This window comes from Burkholderia sp. Bp9140 (genome assembly GCF_003853425.1).
Lineage (GTDB): Bacteria > Pseudomonadota > Gammaproteobacteria > Burkholderiales > Burkholderiaceae > Burkholderia.
Genome location: NZ_QTPQ01000021.1, coordinates 65,935 through 81,430 on the forward strand (window position 1 = coordinate 65,935; position 15,496 = coordinate 81,430).

Here is a 15,496-nt window from a genome sequence, read left to right on the forward strand (position 1 = left end):
CGAGGCGGGGCGGGCCGTGCGCCGGATCGCGAACGGCCCTGCCCGCCCGGCCGTCCGGACGATCGTGCCGGTTCGATCTCGATGGCCGTCTATGCGTGACGCGGCATGCGACGCTCGGCAATCGGCGCATGGCCGAACTCCCGTCGATATGCCTTGCTGAAACTGCATGCGGACGGGAATCCACAACGGCTCGATACGTGCGCGATGAAATCGTTGCCGGCGCGCAAGAGCCCTTGCGCGTGCTTCAAGCGGACGCTCAGGTAGTATTTGCGCGGAGACGCGTTCAGATATTCCTTGAACACGCGCTGCATCTGGCGCGCCGACAGTCCGACGAGCCGCGCGATTTCGTCGAACGAAAGCGGCTCCTCGACGTTGGCCTCCATCAGCTTCACCGCCTCCACCAGCTCCGCACGTGCCGACTCGAGACGCGCACCGACCGGTATCGGCTGGTGCTCGCTCGCGCCGCGCAGCCTCGTCAGAATCAGGTGTTGCGACACGCGAACGACCAGATGCGGGCCAAGATGCGTCGACATCAGGTTGAGCATCATGTCCAGCGGCGCGGTGCCACCGGTACAGGTCATGCGGTCGCGATCGACGACAAACAGTTCGCGCGTGATCCGGACGTCCGGAAACTCGGCGCGCAACCTGAACAAATCCGCCCAGTGCACGGTGCAACGGTAATCGTCGAGCAAACCCGCCGACATCAGCGCATACGCGCCGCTGCACAGCGAACCCAATGCGATCCCGCGGCTCGCGAGCGCGACGAGCGCCTGCCGCAGCCGCGCATCCACCGTTTCCCGGATGTGCGTGCCGCCGCATACGATCATCACGTCCGGCAGATCGCCGGATGGATCCAGCGCCTGCACGGGCCGGATCGCGATGCCGTTGCTGGCTTCGACGGGGACGCCGTCGACGGAGAAGACCGTCCAGCGATAGTGCTCGATACGGTCCACGTAATTGGCGATGCGCAGCGCTTCCAGCGCATTCGTGAACGCGATCATCGAATACGACGGAAGCATGAGAAACCCGAAATGGCGCGGTGTCGAATCCGGGGCGAGCGAGACGTCGTGCACGATTGCAACGCAAGGGAATGAACGGACCGGGATGAAGACGTCCCGAGACGGCTTCGTGGCGAAGCTGCCCGGGACGTTGCCCGACCGAAGGCGGGGAAACCGGAACCCGAAGGTCCGGCGCGGACTACAGATCCAGCACGAGATCCGACGTCGGCCGGCTGCAGCACATCAGACGCAGGCCCTTGTCGATTTCCCGCTGACGAATGCCGCCGTTGTGATGCATGTCGACGGACCCTTCGAGCACCGCGGTCTTGCACGTGCCGCAAATGCCCTGGCTGCACGAGGACGGCAACGCGACGCCGTTCTTGCGTGCGGCGGCGAGCACCGTCTCCGACGCATTCATCGCGAACGTCTTTCCCGACTTGGCCAGCCGGACCGTATAGGTGCCGTCCGCCCCTTGCTCCGCGTTGCCGGATGCCTCGGCAACGTCCTCAAGCGGCGCCACCGTTTCGGCAAAGTTGAAGCTTTCCTGATGGTAGCGGGCCGGGTCGTGACCGCCCTGAACGAGGAGATCCCTGACGGCGTTCATATAGCCCGACGGGCCGCAGGTAAACACCTCGCGGTCGCGATAGTCCGGCACGGACTGGCGCAGGAGTTCGACGCTCAGCCTGCCGATCGGGCCGCTCCAGCCAGCCTCGGTCCCCAGCGCTTCGCACACGTGAACCACCTGGAGATGGTCCGCGTCTTCGCGCAGCCGGTTCAACTCGTCGCGAAAGATGATGTCGTCGGGCGTTCTCGCACTGTGAACGAACACGATATCGAGATTCAGGCCGAGGTCGATCGCCGCGCGCGTCATCGACATCAGCGGCGTCACGCCCGAGCCGGCGGACAGGTACAGCATCTTCACGGCCGGCGCGCAGGCCGGCGTGAAGATGCCGGACGGACCGAACGCATCCAGTTCGACCCCAGGCCGCATGGTGTCGTGCAACCAGTTCGACATGATCCCGCCGGGCGTGCGCTTGACCGTGATCGTCAACGTGTACGGCCGCGTCGGCGGCGACGAGATCGTGTAGCAGCGGCTGACCGGCGCGCCGCCGATGTCGGCCGATACGGTGATGAACTGGCCGGGCTCGAAGCTGAAGGCCTGGCCGTCTTTCGCACGGAACACGAACGTCCGGACGTCGTGCGTTTCGGCACGCACCCTGCAGCACACCAGCGTCTTGCGTTCGCCGCTGGACCATTGCTGCTCCGCGCGCTCCCAGGTGCCGGGGTCCGAGAAACGATCCCGTGCTTCCGCAGCCGATCCGGGCACGCAAAAATTCTCTCTGACAGTCATGGCGAAACTCAGATTCCGTGAGCCTTCAGGCGTGCGTCGTACCAGCGTGCGAACTGATCGAGCGCGGCTTCCGTGTAGGTCGAGTACGGGCCGGGAACATAGGCCGGGTCCTGCGTGCCGCTATGCGTGATCGCAACCAGATCCGCATCCTGACGCGTCGTGGCATCCCACACTTCCGTCAGCGTCTTCAGGTCGTAGTCGACACCTTCGATCGCATCCGCGTGCACCAGCCACACGGTTCGCACCACCGTCTTGTCCGGCGCGATCGGCAGGATGGTTGCGACCACCGCGTGATCGCTCATCACGTGGGTCCACGAGTGATGGGTCCACATATGGACATCGCCCAGATCGCGACGCGCCAGACCGCCGAGCAGCTTCGTGCACGCCACCTTCGTATCCATCGTCTGCGATTCGCAGGCACCGGCAATGACGAGCCGCTGCGAACGGAAGTTCGTGTCGACACTCTCGTCGAGCGACTCGAACGCCTCGCAGATATAGCCTGCCCCTTCCCACTCTTCCTTGCGGGCGGCATTGTGCGCAAGGTATTCGTCGTAATCGCGCAGCGATTCCTCGCTCTGCCCGTCCGGGCAGAAGCCGAAGTCGTGCGCAAGGAACGACTGCGTGAGCTCGGGATGCGTGCCGCCGCAGTGATAGCACTCGCGATTGTTCTCTATCACGAGTTTCCAGTTGCCGTTCTCGACGATCGTCATCTCGTGCGCGATCTTCGTGCGCTGCATGTCGTGCGGCGCGAAGCGCGGCGCCATCACCGTCTCGAGCGTCGAGAAATCCTCCGGCGCCTCGTCGGCGAGGCAAACGAACACATGCGCGCCGACCACCTTGACGTGCACCGGGATCAGGCTCCGGCATGTCGTGTCGAATTCCTTGCCCATGTGGGTCGCATGTTTCAGGCTGCCGTCCAGGTCGTACGTCCACTGGTGGTACGGACACACCACCATGCCGACGGTCGCCTTTGCACCGCCCTTCATCAGGCGTGCGCCGCGATGCCGGCAGACGTTGCGGTACGCGCGGATGTTCTCGTCGTCATCGCGCACGATCAGGATCGACGACTTGCCGATATCCACCGCGTAGACGTCGCCGGGCTCCGGAACGTCGGCCGTCACGGCAACGAAGATCCACAGCTTCTCGAAGAAGACTTCGACGTCCGTCTCGAACACGTCCTGACGGCCAAACAGCTCGGCCGGCATCCCGTGTCCGGGCTTGCGGCTGTCGAGCAACTCGCGGTGGGTCTTGAGCGGGATCGCGGACATGTACTCCTCCAATGGGTTGATTTTCGCAATGCTTGTATTGCGCTTTGGCGGAAGTATTGGAGTGGCAATTTGTAGCGTCAACGCGCCTTATTTTCTGCTTCGCATTACTTTAAGTTATGCGACCTTTGCCCCGTCCTGATTTACCCTGATTCGACTGTCCCGCAAGGCATCCGGCGTCTTCCGGCGACCGCGACGCACCGGCTTGACCCCTGCAATTTGTCAGCACAGGATGTCGCGCCGGCGCGTCGGTCGATGCTGCGCGGCCACGGGATTTCCGCTGGCCGTGCTCCGTCCGGCCGCGAGCCTGCCCCCCGCATGACACCAACCTGATGAACATGACAAAACGAACCAAAGGGTATCGACGCATCGTCCCGTCGTTGACGGCGCTGGTCGAGTTCGAGGCGGTCGCGCGCCTGGCGAGCTTCACGCTTGCCGCGACCGAACTGGGTGTGACGCAGGCGGCCGTGAGCCGGCAAGTACGGTTCCTCGAGGAAACGCTGAACGTCCGGCTCTTTCATCGCCTGCATCGCTCGATCGCGCTGACGAGCGAGGGCGAAATGCTGTACCTGACGGTGGCCGAATCCATGCAGAAGATCGCCGGTGTATTCGATCGCCTGTCGACCGGCGCCGAGCAGCAGGAACTCGTCCTCGCGTCGACCGCGCCGTTCGCGCAATTCCGGCTGCTGCCGCGGCTTCCCAAGCTCAAGCAACTGAATCCCCCGTTGCAGCTGCGGCTGACCACCCAGATGTTCACGGCCGACCTCCGGCATGTCGAAGTCGATGTTGCGGTGCGCTATGGCGACGGCCGGTGGGCGGACGGCACGTCGATCCTCCTGTTCGACGAGGAAGTGTTTCCGGTCTGCTCGCCGCGCTTCCTCGAGGAAAACGGCATGCCGGAATCGCTCCAGGCGCTTGCCGCGCTGCCGCTCGTCGAATCCGATTCGACCTACGAGGGATGGATGGGCTGGGACGCATGGTTCCACTCGGTGGGCCACCGCCCGAGCCGGTTGAACTACGTGCTGCGCTGCAGCCTCTACACCGACGCCGTCCAGGCGGCGCGATACGGGCAAGGGGTCGCACTCGGCTGGAGCCGGATGGTGCATGACCTGCTGGCGACCGGCGAGCTGGTCCGTCTGTCGGTCGCGTCCTGCAAGATGAGCGACGCCTATTTCGTCGTCGTGCCTCACGGCCGCTCGATCACACCCGCGGTCAACCAGTTGATCGACTGGTTGCGCGAGGATCTCCCGGTTCGCTGAACGGCGTCGTTCGACCTTCCACACCCTTCGTCGATCGACCGGCATCGCGTCCGTGACGCCGGTCGACTTCGTCCCGCGTGCGCGCATTCACCGCGTCGCATTGCCGTCGTTGCCTGCGGTTTTGCTCCCATAACCTGATGTAATGCGACGCGGAAAATATAGTCCGTTGACCGGCCTTGTCGTTCTTTCGATACTGGCCTGAAAATGCGCGCCGGCGCCAGGCCGGTGCTGCGCCGCGATCAATAACCATCTGCTTCAGAAAGGAGATACCCATGCCGGTCGTTCGCGTCAGTTGGCTCGCGGGCAAGGAAGCGTCCGCCAAGAAGGCCGTCGCGGCCGACATCACGGAGAGCCTGCTGCGCCATGCCGGGATCGAACCCAGGCACACCTTCGTCATCTTCGAGGACGTTCCTGCCAGCGACTGGGCAATCGCGGGCGAGCTTTGCGCCGAACAATCGCGCCCCGCATAACGAGAAGCGCACCCGCGTCGATCGCCAACCCGCCGGACCGGAACCATCTTGATACGAACCTATTGCGCCTTCGTCCTCCTCGGCGTGTTCTGGGGGTCCAATTTCGTGTACATGAAATGGGCAGGGGCTTTCATCAGCCCGGGCCAGATATCGCTGCTGCGCGTCGTGTTCGGTTTCGCGCCGTTGGCCGCGCTCGCGTGGCATCAGCGCGCGGTCCGGCTCGGCCAGATACGTTACCTGCATCATTTCGCCGTGATGGCCGCGCTGGCCGCGGCGTTCCCCTACTTCGCGATGGCACAGGGGACGACGCTGCTCCCGTCCGGCATTGCCGGCGTGCTGGGCGGATCGTCAACCCTCTTCACGTCGTTGGCATCGGGCCTGTTCCTGCGCAACGAGAAGATGAACCGCCTGACGCAATACGGTGTCGCGCTGGGCATGGCAGGCATCGTGCTGATCGCGCGGCCGTGGGCGGGCATGGGCAATGGCGACGCCATCAGCCTGGCGGGCATCGCATGGATGATGGCCGGGTCGGCCCTCTTCGGATTTTCGTACATCTACGCCCGGCGCTTCCTGTCGCCGACCGGCCTCGCGCCGCTGGCCATCGTGACCTGGCAGATGGGCGTCGCGTTGCTGATGCTTGCCGCACTGACCGACGTCCACGGCATCGGGCGGATCTTCGAGGACAGCCGTGCGACGGCCGGGATCGTGATCGGACTCGGGCTGCTCGGCACCGGCTCGGCATTTATTCTGTATTACTACCTGCTGCAGAAACTCGGCGCCGTGGCGGCTGCGGGCGCCGTGTACATCACGCCCGTGGTCGCGCTGCTCATCGGGTGGAGCACCGGTGAAGCAGCAGGACTGGCGGAGATCATGGCCGCCGTCCTCATTCTTGGCAGCATCGCCATGCTCGAAGCAGGTCGCCAGTACCGCACGCGGCAGCAGTCGCGATTCATCCGGGGTGCTGCGCCCGCCGAGTGACGTCAATGCAGCGTTGCAGCGCAACCGGATCGACGACTGACTACGACTGCCCGCGCGTTCTGCCGCCCCGCGAGCCGGGGCGGCCTACGGCTCAGCCGGCCGATCCGAGCGCACGGACCCGGTTCATGACGTCGTCCGGCACGTCGATCTCGCGCACCTTGATGTGACTGCCCGGAATCCGCACGCCGGCTTGCGCCAGCCTTGCGATCTGCGCGGCCAGGCGCGCTTCGAAATCGCCGGCGAACACATCGGCCTTCACGGCCACGACGAAAAGCCCGACGCCCGGCGTCTCGCTCCCTCGCGCGTAAGGCGGCGCGTCCATCGACCAGTTGGCGCCGGTTACGCCCGCAGCCAGGATCTCCATCATCATCGCGATGTTGGCGCCGCGTGCGCCGCCGGACGGCAACAGCAGGCCGCTGATCGCCGCGCGCGCGTCCGTGGTCGGCAGGCCTTGCCCGTCCACCGCCCATCCGTCGGGAATCGCCTCGCCCGTTTCCGCGGCCTTGCGCACGTTGACGAATGCGGTCGCGCTCGATGCCTGGTCGATCACGAACGGCCGCTCGTTCGCAACCGGCGCGGCGAACGACACCGGATTGGTTCCGAACACGGCCTTGCCGCTCTCCAGCGTGGTCATCTGCGCCGTCGCATTGCAGGTGCCGAGCGCGACCAGGCCCGACTCCGCCAGTCGGCGCGTGTAGTAGCCGAGTTCGCCGACGGTGAAGCTGTTCGACACGGCGAGCGTGACAACGCCGTAAGTCTTCGCCCGGTCGACGAGTTCGTCGAACACGCGGTCATAGGCCAGTTGCGCAATCCCGCCGCGTGCATCGACCCGCACCGCCGCCAGGGCCGGAAAACTCACTTCCGGCTCGGCACTCGCGGCAATCCTGCCTTTCGCGAAACCATCCAGGTAATCCGGAAGGTGGGCAAAGCCCACCGCCTTGCTGCCGGCCAGTTCAGCCGATATCACGGCCTCGGCGAGCGAATGCGCGATCGCATCGTTCGCACCCACCGCCTTGATTGCGTCGAATGCTACCTGCCGCGCTGCTTCACGCTCGTATTTCATCGTCTATCCCCCCAAATGCAATGGACGACCCGAGCCGTTTCGAGGTGCCCGGGTCGCCCGCATGCCTGCCTGTCCTGTCGATCGATGGCCTGCCAGGCCGCCCTGTGTCATGCCCAGATGTCGCCCATCGTAAAGCCGTTGACGAACGGATCGTCGGGATCGAGCACATAGGTGTTGTAGCCGTAGATCCACGAGCGGCCGGAGATCGTCGGCACGACAGCCTGGATATCGCCGACGCTGGCCCGCTCGACGAGGTTGCCCGTGAACACGGTTCCCAGCACGCCTTCGTGCCGGAATGGCTGGTTCAGGTCCAGTTGGCCCTTGGCATGAAGGGTGGCCATCTTCGCAGACGTGCCCGTTCCGCACGGGCACCGGTCGATGGCGCCAGTCCACGTCGCCGGATTGTCGAAGTCGATTGCCCCGCTGGCCACCGTGACGGCGTTCTTCCAGTCCGCGTTCGGATTTTCCGTCGGACCTGACAGTTGCGCGATCGTGATGCCGTATCCCGGATAATGCGGATGCGCGACGGGCAGCTGCTCCTGCGCTGCCTTCAGGATCAGCGCGGAGACCCGGGTGATTTCCCGACCGTGCTCGGGCTTCAGCTCGAGGCCCTTGAACTGGCGAACGTCGGCGATCACGTAGAACATGCCGCCCCAGCCCACGTCCACGGTGACCTTGCCGAGATGCGGCACGTCGATGACTTTCTCGATGTGGGCGGCAAACGCCGGCACGTTCTTGAAAGTGACCGACGTGACCTTGCCGTTGCTGCATTCGGCCCGGATGCCGATCAGTCCCGCCGGCGCTTCGAGCTGGAACTCGGTCACGGGCTCCTGCATCGGGATCATCCCGGTTTCCAGCAGCACGGTTGCAACCGAAATGGTGTTGCCGCCGCTCATCACCGGATATTCGACCTGCTCCATGATGATGTACCCCGCCGCCGCATCCGGATGCTTTGCCGGCACCACCAGGTTGCAGCAGAGCGGAGGATAGCCGCGCGGCTCACGCAGCATCAGCATGCGGATCTGGTCGTCGTTCTGCTCGAGCCACTTCATCTGCTCGTAGACCGTGTTGCCCGGGATATGGGGAACGCCACCGGTGATCACGCGCATCGGCTCACCGGAGTGAGTCTCGACGGCATGGAAAGTGCGCTTGAAGGTCATGATCTTCCTGATTGCCTACGTTCTTTACCGACTATGATCGTGCTCGGCGTTGCGCGAACGTCTCCGTGCACCGCGCAACGTCGCCCCTGCGACCGGACGGCCCTGACCGTCCTGGTCATGGTCGTCGGTCCGATGAGGCAACTTACTCCGGTCGAGTGACCGACCGATCTGATTTAGCCCGGGTTGTGCTGATCATAAGCGGCGCTTAGGCAACCGGTGGAAGTGCTCCGACGGTCGCGAACACACGGTGTCGTTACCTCGATCCAGTCGATCGCGGAAGTCGCGTCCGCGCGGCGAAACGACGGAATACCCGGCACCATCCAGGAATCATCCGTCGGCAGCAGTGGCGAGGGTTAACGATATGCGCCGCCATTCCCCGCTGGCGGCGCATACGTATTCAAGACTTATCGAACGTGCGTATCGTTTCTTCCGATTCCGGCGTTCGACGCGATCGATCCATGGATGCATCAAAATCGATGCGAGTAGGCGAGACGGAAGAAGTCATAGCCGACTTTCAGGTTCGTGCCGGTGCTCGGTCCTGTTCCGATCATCGTTCTCGGTATCGTATGCTCGAGACCAAACGATACGTCGTTCTTCGAATCGACGTGATAAGTGGCACCCAAGGTCACGGCCTGCTCGGAAACCGCGGGGCTAAAGAACGCAGCGAGCGTATGGTCGGTGTCGACGTGCGAATTCGCATGGCTGTAGCCTGCCATGAGCACCCATTTGGATCCCAACGCGTAAGAAACGCCAACACGATAGACGTTCTGGTTGCGCCATCCGAACGTCGCCGGATCGGCCAAGGCCGCCACGGTGCTCCAGTTGATATGCAACCAGTCGAAGGCAACCTTGAAGCGATCGAACGGTTCGAACGCGATCCCGACGCCATACCGTTCCGGCCCGTCAATATGCCCGCCATACTTGAGAAGAACGTCGTCCGCGTATCCGGACAAGCGCCCGTAGCGCATTTTTGTATAGTAGCTCGCGCCAACCGACAGCCTGGAAACGGGTTTCCATAAGACGCCGAGCGCGCCACCGATACCGTATGCCGTTGCAGTTCCGTGGCTCGGCACCGGCTGGAGGGCCCCGGAGGCCCCGGGCACCACGAATCCGCTGACCCGGAATTGCTCGAAACCACCGATCACCGATGCACCTACTGCAAGCGTGGGCGTGATCTTGTAGGTTATGGTAGACGCGACGTTGAGTTGAAGCAGATACGATTTGGCATCGAGAACGCCAGGTAGCGGCAATGTCGGCCGACCATATTCGGTTTTCTCTCCCGCACCATACATCGACACCCCGAGCGTCAGCTTTGGCGTAACTTCATAGTTGACACCCAATTCCGGCATTGGCGTGTTGACGTGGGTCGACTGCGTGTTTCCGGTAAAACCATAAGTTGCATCGGAATAGCCATGGAAGAACGCCATATCGACGTCAAAGCGTGTTCCCACGTATGCCATTCCCGCCGGATTGTTCGCCCCACCCAGCGCATCCTGCGGCAACCCGATTGACGCGCCGCCCATGCTGGCGGCCGAAAATCCGTACCCTGTCATCAAATTCCCGTTCGTCGCCTGAGCGGACGCGGAAAATAACGCCAATACGCCGGCGAACACGGCGCACCTTGTCACTCCACCAAATCTCTCCTTCTCCACAACGTCTCCTTTGTATTTAGCTCATAATTGTATTTTTAGTATTTATAAAAACATCCAAACCTGATTCATGAGCAGATAGAAATCTCCTTATTGATTCGCTCGCCGAGCGGCACGATTATTCTCAAGCTGGAAGAGAAAGGCCGGCGCCATGAAATTCCGGCCGAGGGTGCCGTCAATGCTTCTGATTGGCGAGTCGATACCGGAATGCATACGGCGCGACTCTGCCAATGCCTCCCGCACCGCAAACCGGAACGTCGCGACGCAGAAGCAACAACAGAAGGCCTCAACCGGCCGCCGCACTCCGCACGCGGTCAGCTTCAGAAACGAACGAATCCGCGAAGAAGGCCTGCTCGGGCAATCCGCACGCTTCGACAAAATCGCGCCGCGCGGCATCAACCATGACGGGTGCGCCGCATGCATATACCTGCGCGTCCGCGAGCATGACCTTGCAATCGTCCATCACCGCGTGATGGACCAACCCGACGCGTCCCTGCCAGCCGCACGCCGTCGTCGGATCGGACAACACCGGCACAAACGTCAGGCCCTCATGCTGGCCGGCCAGATCGTTCAGCTCATCGAGCAGATAGAGGTCCGCGCGGGTCCGGCCGCCCCAGTAAACCGTAATCGGCCGCGTGCGATGAATCTCCTTGCGCAATGCGTAGCGAAGCATGGCGAGGATTGGCGCCATCCCTGTTCCGCTCGCCAGCATCACGATCGGCTTCGTACTGTCTTCACGCAGATGGAACGTACCTAGCGGACCTTCGAAACGCAGCAGGTCGCGCATTTTCATCGACGTGAAGACATGGTCGGTGAAGCTGCCGCCCGACACGTGCCGCAAGTGCAGCTCGATTTCCACGACGCCTTCGATACCCGGATCGGTCGCAATCGAGTAGCTTCGGCGCCTTCCATCGGCCGTCAGAATGTCCACGTACTGCCCGGCGAGAAAGCGCATCTTCTCGTTCATCGGCAAACGCAGGCGCAGCCCCATGACGTCGGGCGCCAGGCGGGACATACCGATGACCCGGCACGGAACGACACGCGGTCGAATGCCGGTCATGTCGTCCAGCTCGTCGACCTCGACTTCGCAATCGGTTTCCGGGGACGCCTGGCACAGCAACGCGTAGCCCTGCTCTCGCTCCGGCATGCTGAGGTATCCGATCGCGGTTTCGCCGTGACTTATCGTTCCTTTACGAACACGTGCGCGGCACCCTCGGCAGATGCCTGTCTTGCAGCTGTAGGGCAGACTTCGCCCTGCCTTGATGCCGGCACCGAGAATGCTTTCGCCCGGCGCGACGTCGAAGGTGTGTCCGCTCGGGACCAGCGTAATCGTTCTGGTAGTCGCTTCCATGATTTGTCTCGCTCCGCGTCCAGCCTGGCCTATGCCGTCAGCGTCATGGACGAGTCGTAACGGTCGCCGAAATCGAACATGTCTTCATGCTGGAATCCGCCGGCGTAGTACTGCACTTCCCACCAGTTGTTGTCCCTGTCCTGAAGATAGAACGAATACACACCGTGCTGTTCGACGGGGTTCGTGGTGTTCTGGATACCGTACGTTTCCTTGAGTCGTTGTGCCGCTTCATGCGCCGCATCAACTTCCTCGCGCGAACTCACATCGATGCCCCAGTGCGTGAGAAAACTCATCGAGTGAACCTCGCTGCCGACTTCCACGCATACGATGTGGAACTTGAACCCGCACCTCAACGCCATCGACACCGGCGAGTGTTGAACGACCTCGAGGCCGAGAAATTCCTCGTAGAACTTTCGGGACGTCGCGAGCTCGCGGCATTCGAGCGTACCGTGCGACATCACGTAAGGCTTGATGACCGAGGTTTCCGTCTTCGGATCCGCATGCGCGTCCGGGACGATTTCCCTGATATAGCTCATGACTTCCTCCTCGCCTCGACGGTCAAGCGATGCTGGTTTCGAGCACGCCCAGCCCGTCGATTTCGACTCGAACGCGATCCCCCGCCGCGAGAAATTCCCGTGTAGCGGCACCCACGCCGGCCGGCGTGCCAGTCAGGATCACGTCGCCCGGATTCAGCGTGACGGCCTTCGACAGGTGCGCGATCTGCTCGGCGAGCGAGAAGATCATCTGACTCGTGTTCGAATCCTGTTTGCGTACGCCGTTGACGCTCAGGCGAATGCCGATCGATTGAGGATCGTCGACCTGGTCCGCGGGAACGATCCACGGCCCCATCGGACAGGCGCCCTCGAAAGCCTTGTGCGACGTCCAGTCGTAATGGAACGGCGTGCCGCCCGGCATCTGCGGACGACGCATCAGATCACGTGCGGACAGATCGTTGGCGATCGTGTAACCGGCCACGTACTGCAATGCATCCTCCGCCGACACGTTACGCGCCGGCTTGCCGATCACCACAGCCAGTTCGGCCTCCCAGTCCACCGTAGCCGCATGCTCCGGGTGCTTCGTTCGTGCGTGCGGGCCGACCACGCAACTCCGCGACGGTTTGATGAAGAACCACGGCGCACCGAAATAGGCGCGCAAATCGTCGGGCATCGGATGGTTGAGCGCCTTGCTCATTTCCTCCACGTGGTCGCGATAGTTGGCGCCGGCGCAATAGATCGTGCCCGGCTGCGGCAGCGGTGCCCAGAGCCGCACGTTCGGAAGCGGCACCGCGTCTGCGTGCGGCACTTCCGTGCCCGACGCATACGCCGACAGTTTCCGGCTATGGTCCGACCAGCTTTCGAGCAACGCCTGCACCGACAGGCCTGCACCGCTGGCGGCTTCGCCGGCGAGAATGGATTCGGCGTCGAACACCGATTCGTCGATGACGATCCCGGCTCGAGCGGACAGCGAATCCGTGGAATATGTGACCACCTTGTAATTAGATTGCACGGCTACTCCGTTGAAGTACGTTTGACGCTTCCCGATTCCGATACATCGCCGTCGGCCCGTTGTTCATCAGACCCGCTTCCGCCGGCATCGCGGAAACGCTGAATGCGTCGTCATTGCAAGCGAAATGATCGATATATCGTTATACGAACCATCATCATCGATACGTCTCCGGACAGCTGATCCGTTCCGTATCAATGTAACGACTCGATCTGATTCAAGTATGGATCGCTGTCGAATGCTTGAGTAGCGAGTCAATCTGTACTTCTGTCGTCCGCACACGGAGGGAATCGCGGCCACGGTACGGCGGGAATTTTTCGACCGCACGCTTTCGCTTTCGACGAAGTCCGGCTCCTCTACGTGTGATTCCCGATGGAGAGGATGGCTGAGACATCGTTATAATTTTGAATTATCTGTCCCTATGTGAGTGCGATGGGCATCGATCTCAACAACGTTTCCCTCTTCGTCCATTCTGTTCGCGCGGGCAGTTTCGCGGAAGCCGGACGCCGCCTGGAAATTCCTCCCAACACCGTCAGCCGACGCGTTCAGCATCTCGAAGAAGAACTTGGCACGCGCCTGCTTCAACGTTCGACGCGCAAGCTCAGCCTCACCACTGCGGGGCGACAGTTTTACGAGAGTTGCTCATCCAGCATCGACGATATCGACCGCGCCCGCCTCGAGGTGTCGGACTCCGTCCTCGAACCGCGCGGCACAGTGCGCGTGACCGCGCCGGCGGATTTCTTCGATTACTTCAAGATCGAAAACGTCGCCGATTTTCTCGCGCTCTATCCGCAGGTGCATCTGGATTTCCTGTTGACCGACGAGCGCGTCGACATCATCGCGGATTCCATCGACCTGGCGTTTCGCGTTGGGCCCATGCAGGATTCAAGCCTCGTTGCGCAGCGACTCGGCAATACCTATCAGTATCTCGTTGCAAGCCCGGCGTACCTGAGCAGAACCAGCACCCCGCGGACCCTCGAAGAGCTGGCCGAACACGAATGCATCGGTGCGCCAACGCTGGATTCGCAGATGCGCTGGCGCCTCGAAGGTCCAAACGGCCCGTGCGAGGTGACGGTCAAGGGCCGCTTTCATTCCAGCACGGCGCGCAGTCAATTGCATGCCGCGCGGCTGGGGCTGGGCATCGCGCTGTTACCGTTCGCCGCCATCTCCGAAGACCTGGCGGCCGGGAAACTGATTCGCGTGTTGCCTGAATATCGGCACGACCAGGGCGGCGCCTGGGTCGTCTATTCGAGTCGTCGCCATCTGTCGGTCGCGGTCAAGGCGTTGACGAAGTTTGCGGCGACCAAATTGACGTCGACGCTGTCGGAATGATCGGCCAGATCAGCCGGCGGCATGCTCCGGCGTATGCGGCGACCGCCGGCTCTCGTCGAGGCCCAGCCAACGCTGCGCGTTGCGCCCGCGCAGCAGCGATACCCATTCGGGGTGAAGGTCCAGATCCGCAACCCGCGCTACGGCATCTTTGTCCATGATCGCGAACGGGTAATCCGATCCGATCATGACCTGGGTCGGCCCCATTGCTCGAATGACGGATGCGACCGCATCCGCGCCGTACAACAAATCGTCGTAATACATCGTGCGCGCGGCGTCGCGCGGAGCTATCTCGATCGCATCCCGCAAAGGCGCGATCGTCTCCCACGCATGCTGCAGGCGGTGCAGCAGGATCGGCAACGAGCCGCCGCCATGGCTGAACGCGATGCGCAGGCGCGGAAGTCGCGCCAAGGTCCCGCCGGTGATCATCGACGCCGCGGCAAGGCCGATTTCCCCCGGGAACGCGAGCACCTGCTCCAGTGCCGCCGGACCGACAAGGCGCTCGAGGCCTACCGGCCGCAACGGATGGACGAAGATGGCGGCGCCCCATCGTTCGGCTGCCTCGAAGAAAGGCCGCAAGCGCGCGTCGCCGATGGGCACGCCGTTGACGTTGCCGCCGATCTCGACGCCGCTCAGCCCGAGTTCATGCATCGCGAAATCGAGTTCGACGATCGCGCGATCGACATCCTGCAAGGGCACTGCACCGAGCCCGACGAGCCGATTCGGTGCAGCCGCAACCATCGTCGCCGTCGTTTCGTTCAGATAGCGCGCCATCGCGGCGCCGTCGGACGGACTCATCCAGTACGCGAGCAGCTCGGGCATCGGCGACAGGACCTGACGCTCGATGCCGGCGGTGTCCATGTCCGAGACACGCTGCTGCACATCCCATGCATGATGCGAAACAGTTCGATATACCTTCCCCGACACCATCACGTGCCGATGGCAGGGTTGTGCGGCCGCCATCGATGGCCACGGTACGTCAGGTACACCGCCGAGATACCGCGGAAAATCATGCGGAACGATATGCGTATGCACGTCGATGCACCCGCAATTTCCGTGCGTTTCCGGCGCCCCGGACAGCAACGCCGGATCGGCGCGATGAGGCGTATACATGTGTCGC

General features: G+C 62.8%; 14 protein-coding genes. 4 read left to right on the plus strand and 10 right to left on the minus strand.

The features are described from left to right. Window positions 1-89 precede the first annotated feature (89 nt). The 3 genes from DIE21_RS18640 to DIE21_RS18650 form a co-directional block, all read right to left on the minus strand. On the minus strand, window positions 90-1,019 hold the full coding sequence (locus DIE21_RS18640) for a GlxA family transcriptional regulator (RefSeq protein ID WP_124499091.1): 930 nt from the start codon (window positions 1,017-1,019) through the stop codon (window positions 90-92). 178 nt (window positions 1,020-1,197) lie between these two features. Further along, window positions 1,198-2,349, minus strand: coding sequence for a hybrid-cluster NAD(P)-dependent oxidoreductase (locus DIE21_RS18645; RefSeq protein ID WP_124499092.1), 1,152 nt, complete (start codon window positions 2,347-2,349; stop codon window positions 1,198-1,200). Between the two features lie 8 nt (window positions 2,350-2,357). Further along, a complete protein-coding gene (locus tag DIE21_RS18650; RefSeq protein ID WP_124499093.1) occupies window positions 2,358-3,617 on the minus strand; it encodes an SRPBCC family protein in 1,260 nt (419 codons plus the stop codon). 335 nt (window positions 3,618-3,952) lie between these two features. Here DIE21_RS18650 and DIE21_RS18655 point away from each other — a divergent pair, with 335 nt between their 5' ends. The 3 genes from DIE21_RS18655 to DIE21_RS18665 all read left to right on the plus strand — a co-directional run bounded on the left by DIE21_RS18655 (window position 3,953) and on the right by DIE21_RS18665 (window position 6,321). Beyond that, window positions 3,953-4,873 (plus strand): LysR substrate-binding domain-containing protein, encoded by a 921-nt coding sequence (locus tag DIE21_RS18655; protein WP_124499094.1) that lies wholly within the window; start codon window positions 3,953-3,955, stop codon window positions 4,871-4,873. Window positions 4,874-5,145: 272 nt separating this feature from the next. Then, complete coding sequence (locus DIE21_RS18660) at window positions 5,146-5,343, plus strand: 4-oxalocrotonate tautomerase family protein (RefSeq protein ID WP_124499095.1); 198 nt, start codon at window positions 5,146-5,148, stop codon at window positions 5,341-5,343. A gap of 48 nt (window positions 5,344-5,391) precedes the next feature. Then, entirely contained in the window at window positions 5,392-6,321 is a 930-nt protein-coding gene (locus tag DIE21_RS18665) for a DMT family transporter (protein ID WP_124499096.1), read from the plus strand. A gap of 91 nt (window positions 6,322-6,412) precedes the next feature. Here the strand turns inward: DIE21_RS18665 and DIE21_RS18670 are convergent, their stop codons facing one another. The 6 genes from DIE21_RS18670 to DIE21_RS18695 all read right to left on the minus strand — a co-directional run bounded on the left by DIE21_RS18670 (window position 6,413) and on the right by DIE21_RS18695 (window position 13,050). Beyond that, window positions 6,413-7,384 carry an Ldh family oxidoreductase gene (locus DIE21_RS18670; RefSeq protein ID WP_124499097.1) on the minus strand — a complete coding sequence of 324 codons (972 nt, stop codon included), beginning with the start codon at window positions 7,382-7,384 and terminating at the stop codon, window positions 6,413-6,415. A gap of 107 nt (window positions 7,385-7,491) precedes the next feature. Next, on the minus strand, window positions 7,492-8,544 hold the full coding sequence (locus tag DIE21_RS18675) for a proline racemase family protein (protein WP_124499098.1): 1,053 nt from the start codon (window positions 8,542-8,544) through the stop codon (window positions 7,492-7,494). 467 nt (window positions 8,545-9,011) lie between these two features. After that, a complete protein-coding gene (locus DIE21_RS18680) occupies window positions 9,012-10,196 on the minus strand; it encodes an OmpP1/FadL family transporter (RefSeq protein WP_124499099.1) in 1,185 nt (394 codons plus the stop codon). 283 nt (window positions 10,197-10,479) lie between these two features. Continuing rightward, entirely contained in the window at window positions 10,480-11,544 is a 1,065-nt protein-coding gene (locus tag DIE21_RS18685; RefSeq protein ID WP_124499100.1) for a CDP-6-deoxy-delta-3,4-glucoseen reductase, read from the minus strand. 29 nt (window positions 11,545-11,573) lie between these two features. Then, window positions 11,574-12,080, minus strand: a complete 507-nt coding sequence (locus DIE21_RS18690; protein WP_260426756.1) for a VOC family protein — start codon at window positions 12,078-12,080, stop codon at window positions 11,574-11,576. Window positions 12,081-12,102: 22 nt separating this feature from the next. Next, a complete protein-coding gene (locus tag DIE21_RS18695) occupies window positions 12,103-13,050 on the minus strand; it encodes a fumarylacetoacetate hydrolase family protein (protein WP_124499101.1) in 948 nt (315 codons plus the stop codon). Between the two features lie 429 nt (window positions 13,051-13,479). On the opposite strand from DIE21_RS18695, the gene DIE21_RS18700 reads away from it, so the two are divergent. Continuing rightward, complete coding sequence (locus DIE21_RS18700; protein WP_124499102.1) at window positions 13,480-14,379, plus strand: LysR family transcriptional regulator; 900 nt, start codon at window positions 13,480-13,482, stop codon at window positions 14,377-14,379. Window positions 14,380-14,388: 9 nt separating this feature from the next. Here DIE21_RS18700 and DIE21_RS18705 read toward each other — a convergent pair whose 3' ends face one another. Beyond that, a complete protein-coding gene (locus tag DIE21_RS18705) occupies window positions 14,389-15,411 on the minus strand; it encodes an amidohydrolase family protein (RefSeq protein ID WP_409364637.1) in 1,023 nt (340 codons plus the stop codon). Between the last annotated feature and the right edge of the window lie 85 nt (window positions 15,412-15,496).

Coding starts and splice junctions, on each gene's coding strand:
- DIE21_RS18655 (WP_124499094.1), top strand. CDS start 3,953: ATGACAAAACGAACCAAAGGGTATCGACGCATCGTCCCGTCGTTGACG.
- DIE21_RS18645 (WP_124499092.1), bottom strand. CDS start 2,349: ATGACTGTCAGAGAGAATTTTTGCGTGCCCGGATCGGCTGCGGAAGCA.
- DIE21_RS18650 (WP_124499093.1), bottom strand. CDS start 3,617: ATGTCCGCGATCCCGCTCAAGACCCACCGCGAGTTGCTCGACAGCCGC.
- DIE21_RS18685 (WP_124499100.1), bottom strand. CDS start 11,544: ATGGAAGCGACTACCAGAACGATTACGCTGGTCCCGAGCGGACACACC.
- DIE21_RS18690 (WP_260426756.1), bottom strand. CDS start 12,080: ATGAGCTATATCAGGGAAATCGTCCCGGACGCGCATGCGGATCCGAAG.
- DIE21_RS18700 (WP_124499102.1), top strand. CDS start 13,480: ATGGGCATCGATCTCAACAACGTTTCCCTCTTCGTCCATTCTGTTCGC.
- DIE21_RS18675 (WP_124499098.1), bottom strand. CDS start 8,544: ATGACCTTCAAGCGCACTTTCCATGCCGTCGAGACTCACTCCGGTGAG.
- DIE21_RS18640 (WP_124499091.1), bottom strand. CDS start 1,019: ATGCTTCCGTCGTATTCGATGATCGCGTTCACGAATGCGCTGGAAGCG.
- DIE21_RS18670 (WP_124499097.1), bottom strand. CDS start 7,384: ATGAAATACGAGCGTGAAGCAGCGCGGCAGGTAGCATTCGACGCAATC.
- DIE21_RS18660 (WP_124499095.1), top strand. CDS start 5,146: ATGCCGGTCGTTCGCGTCAGTTGGCTCGCGGGCAAGGAAGCGTCCGCC.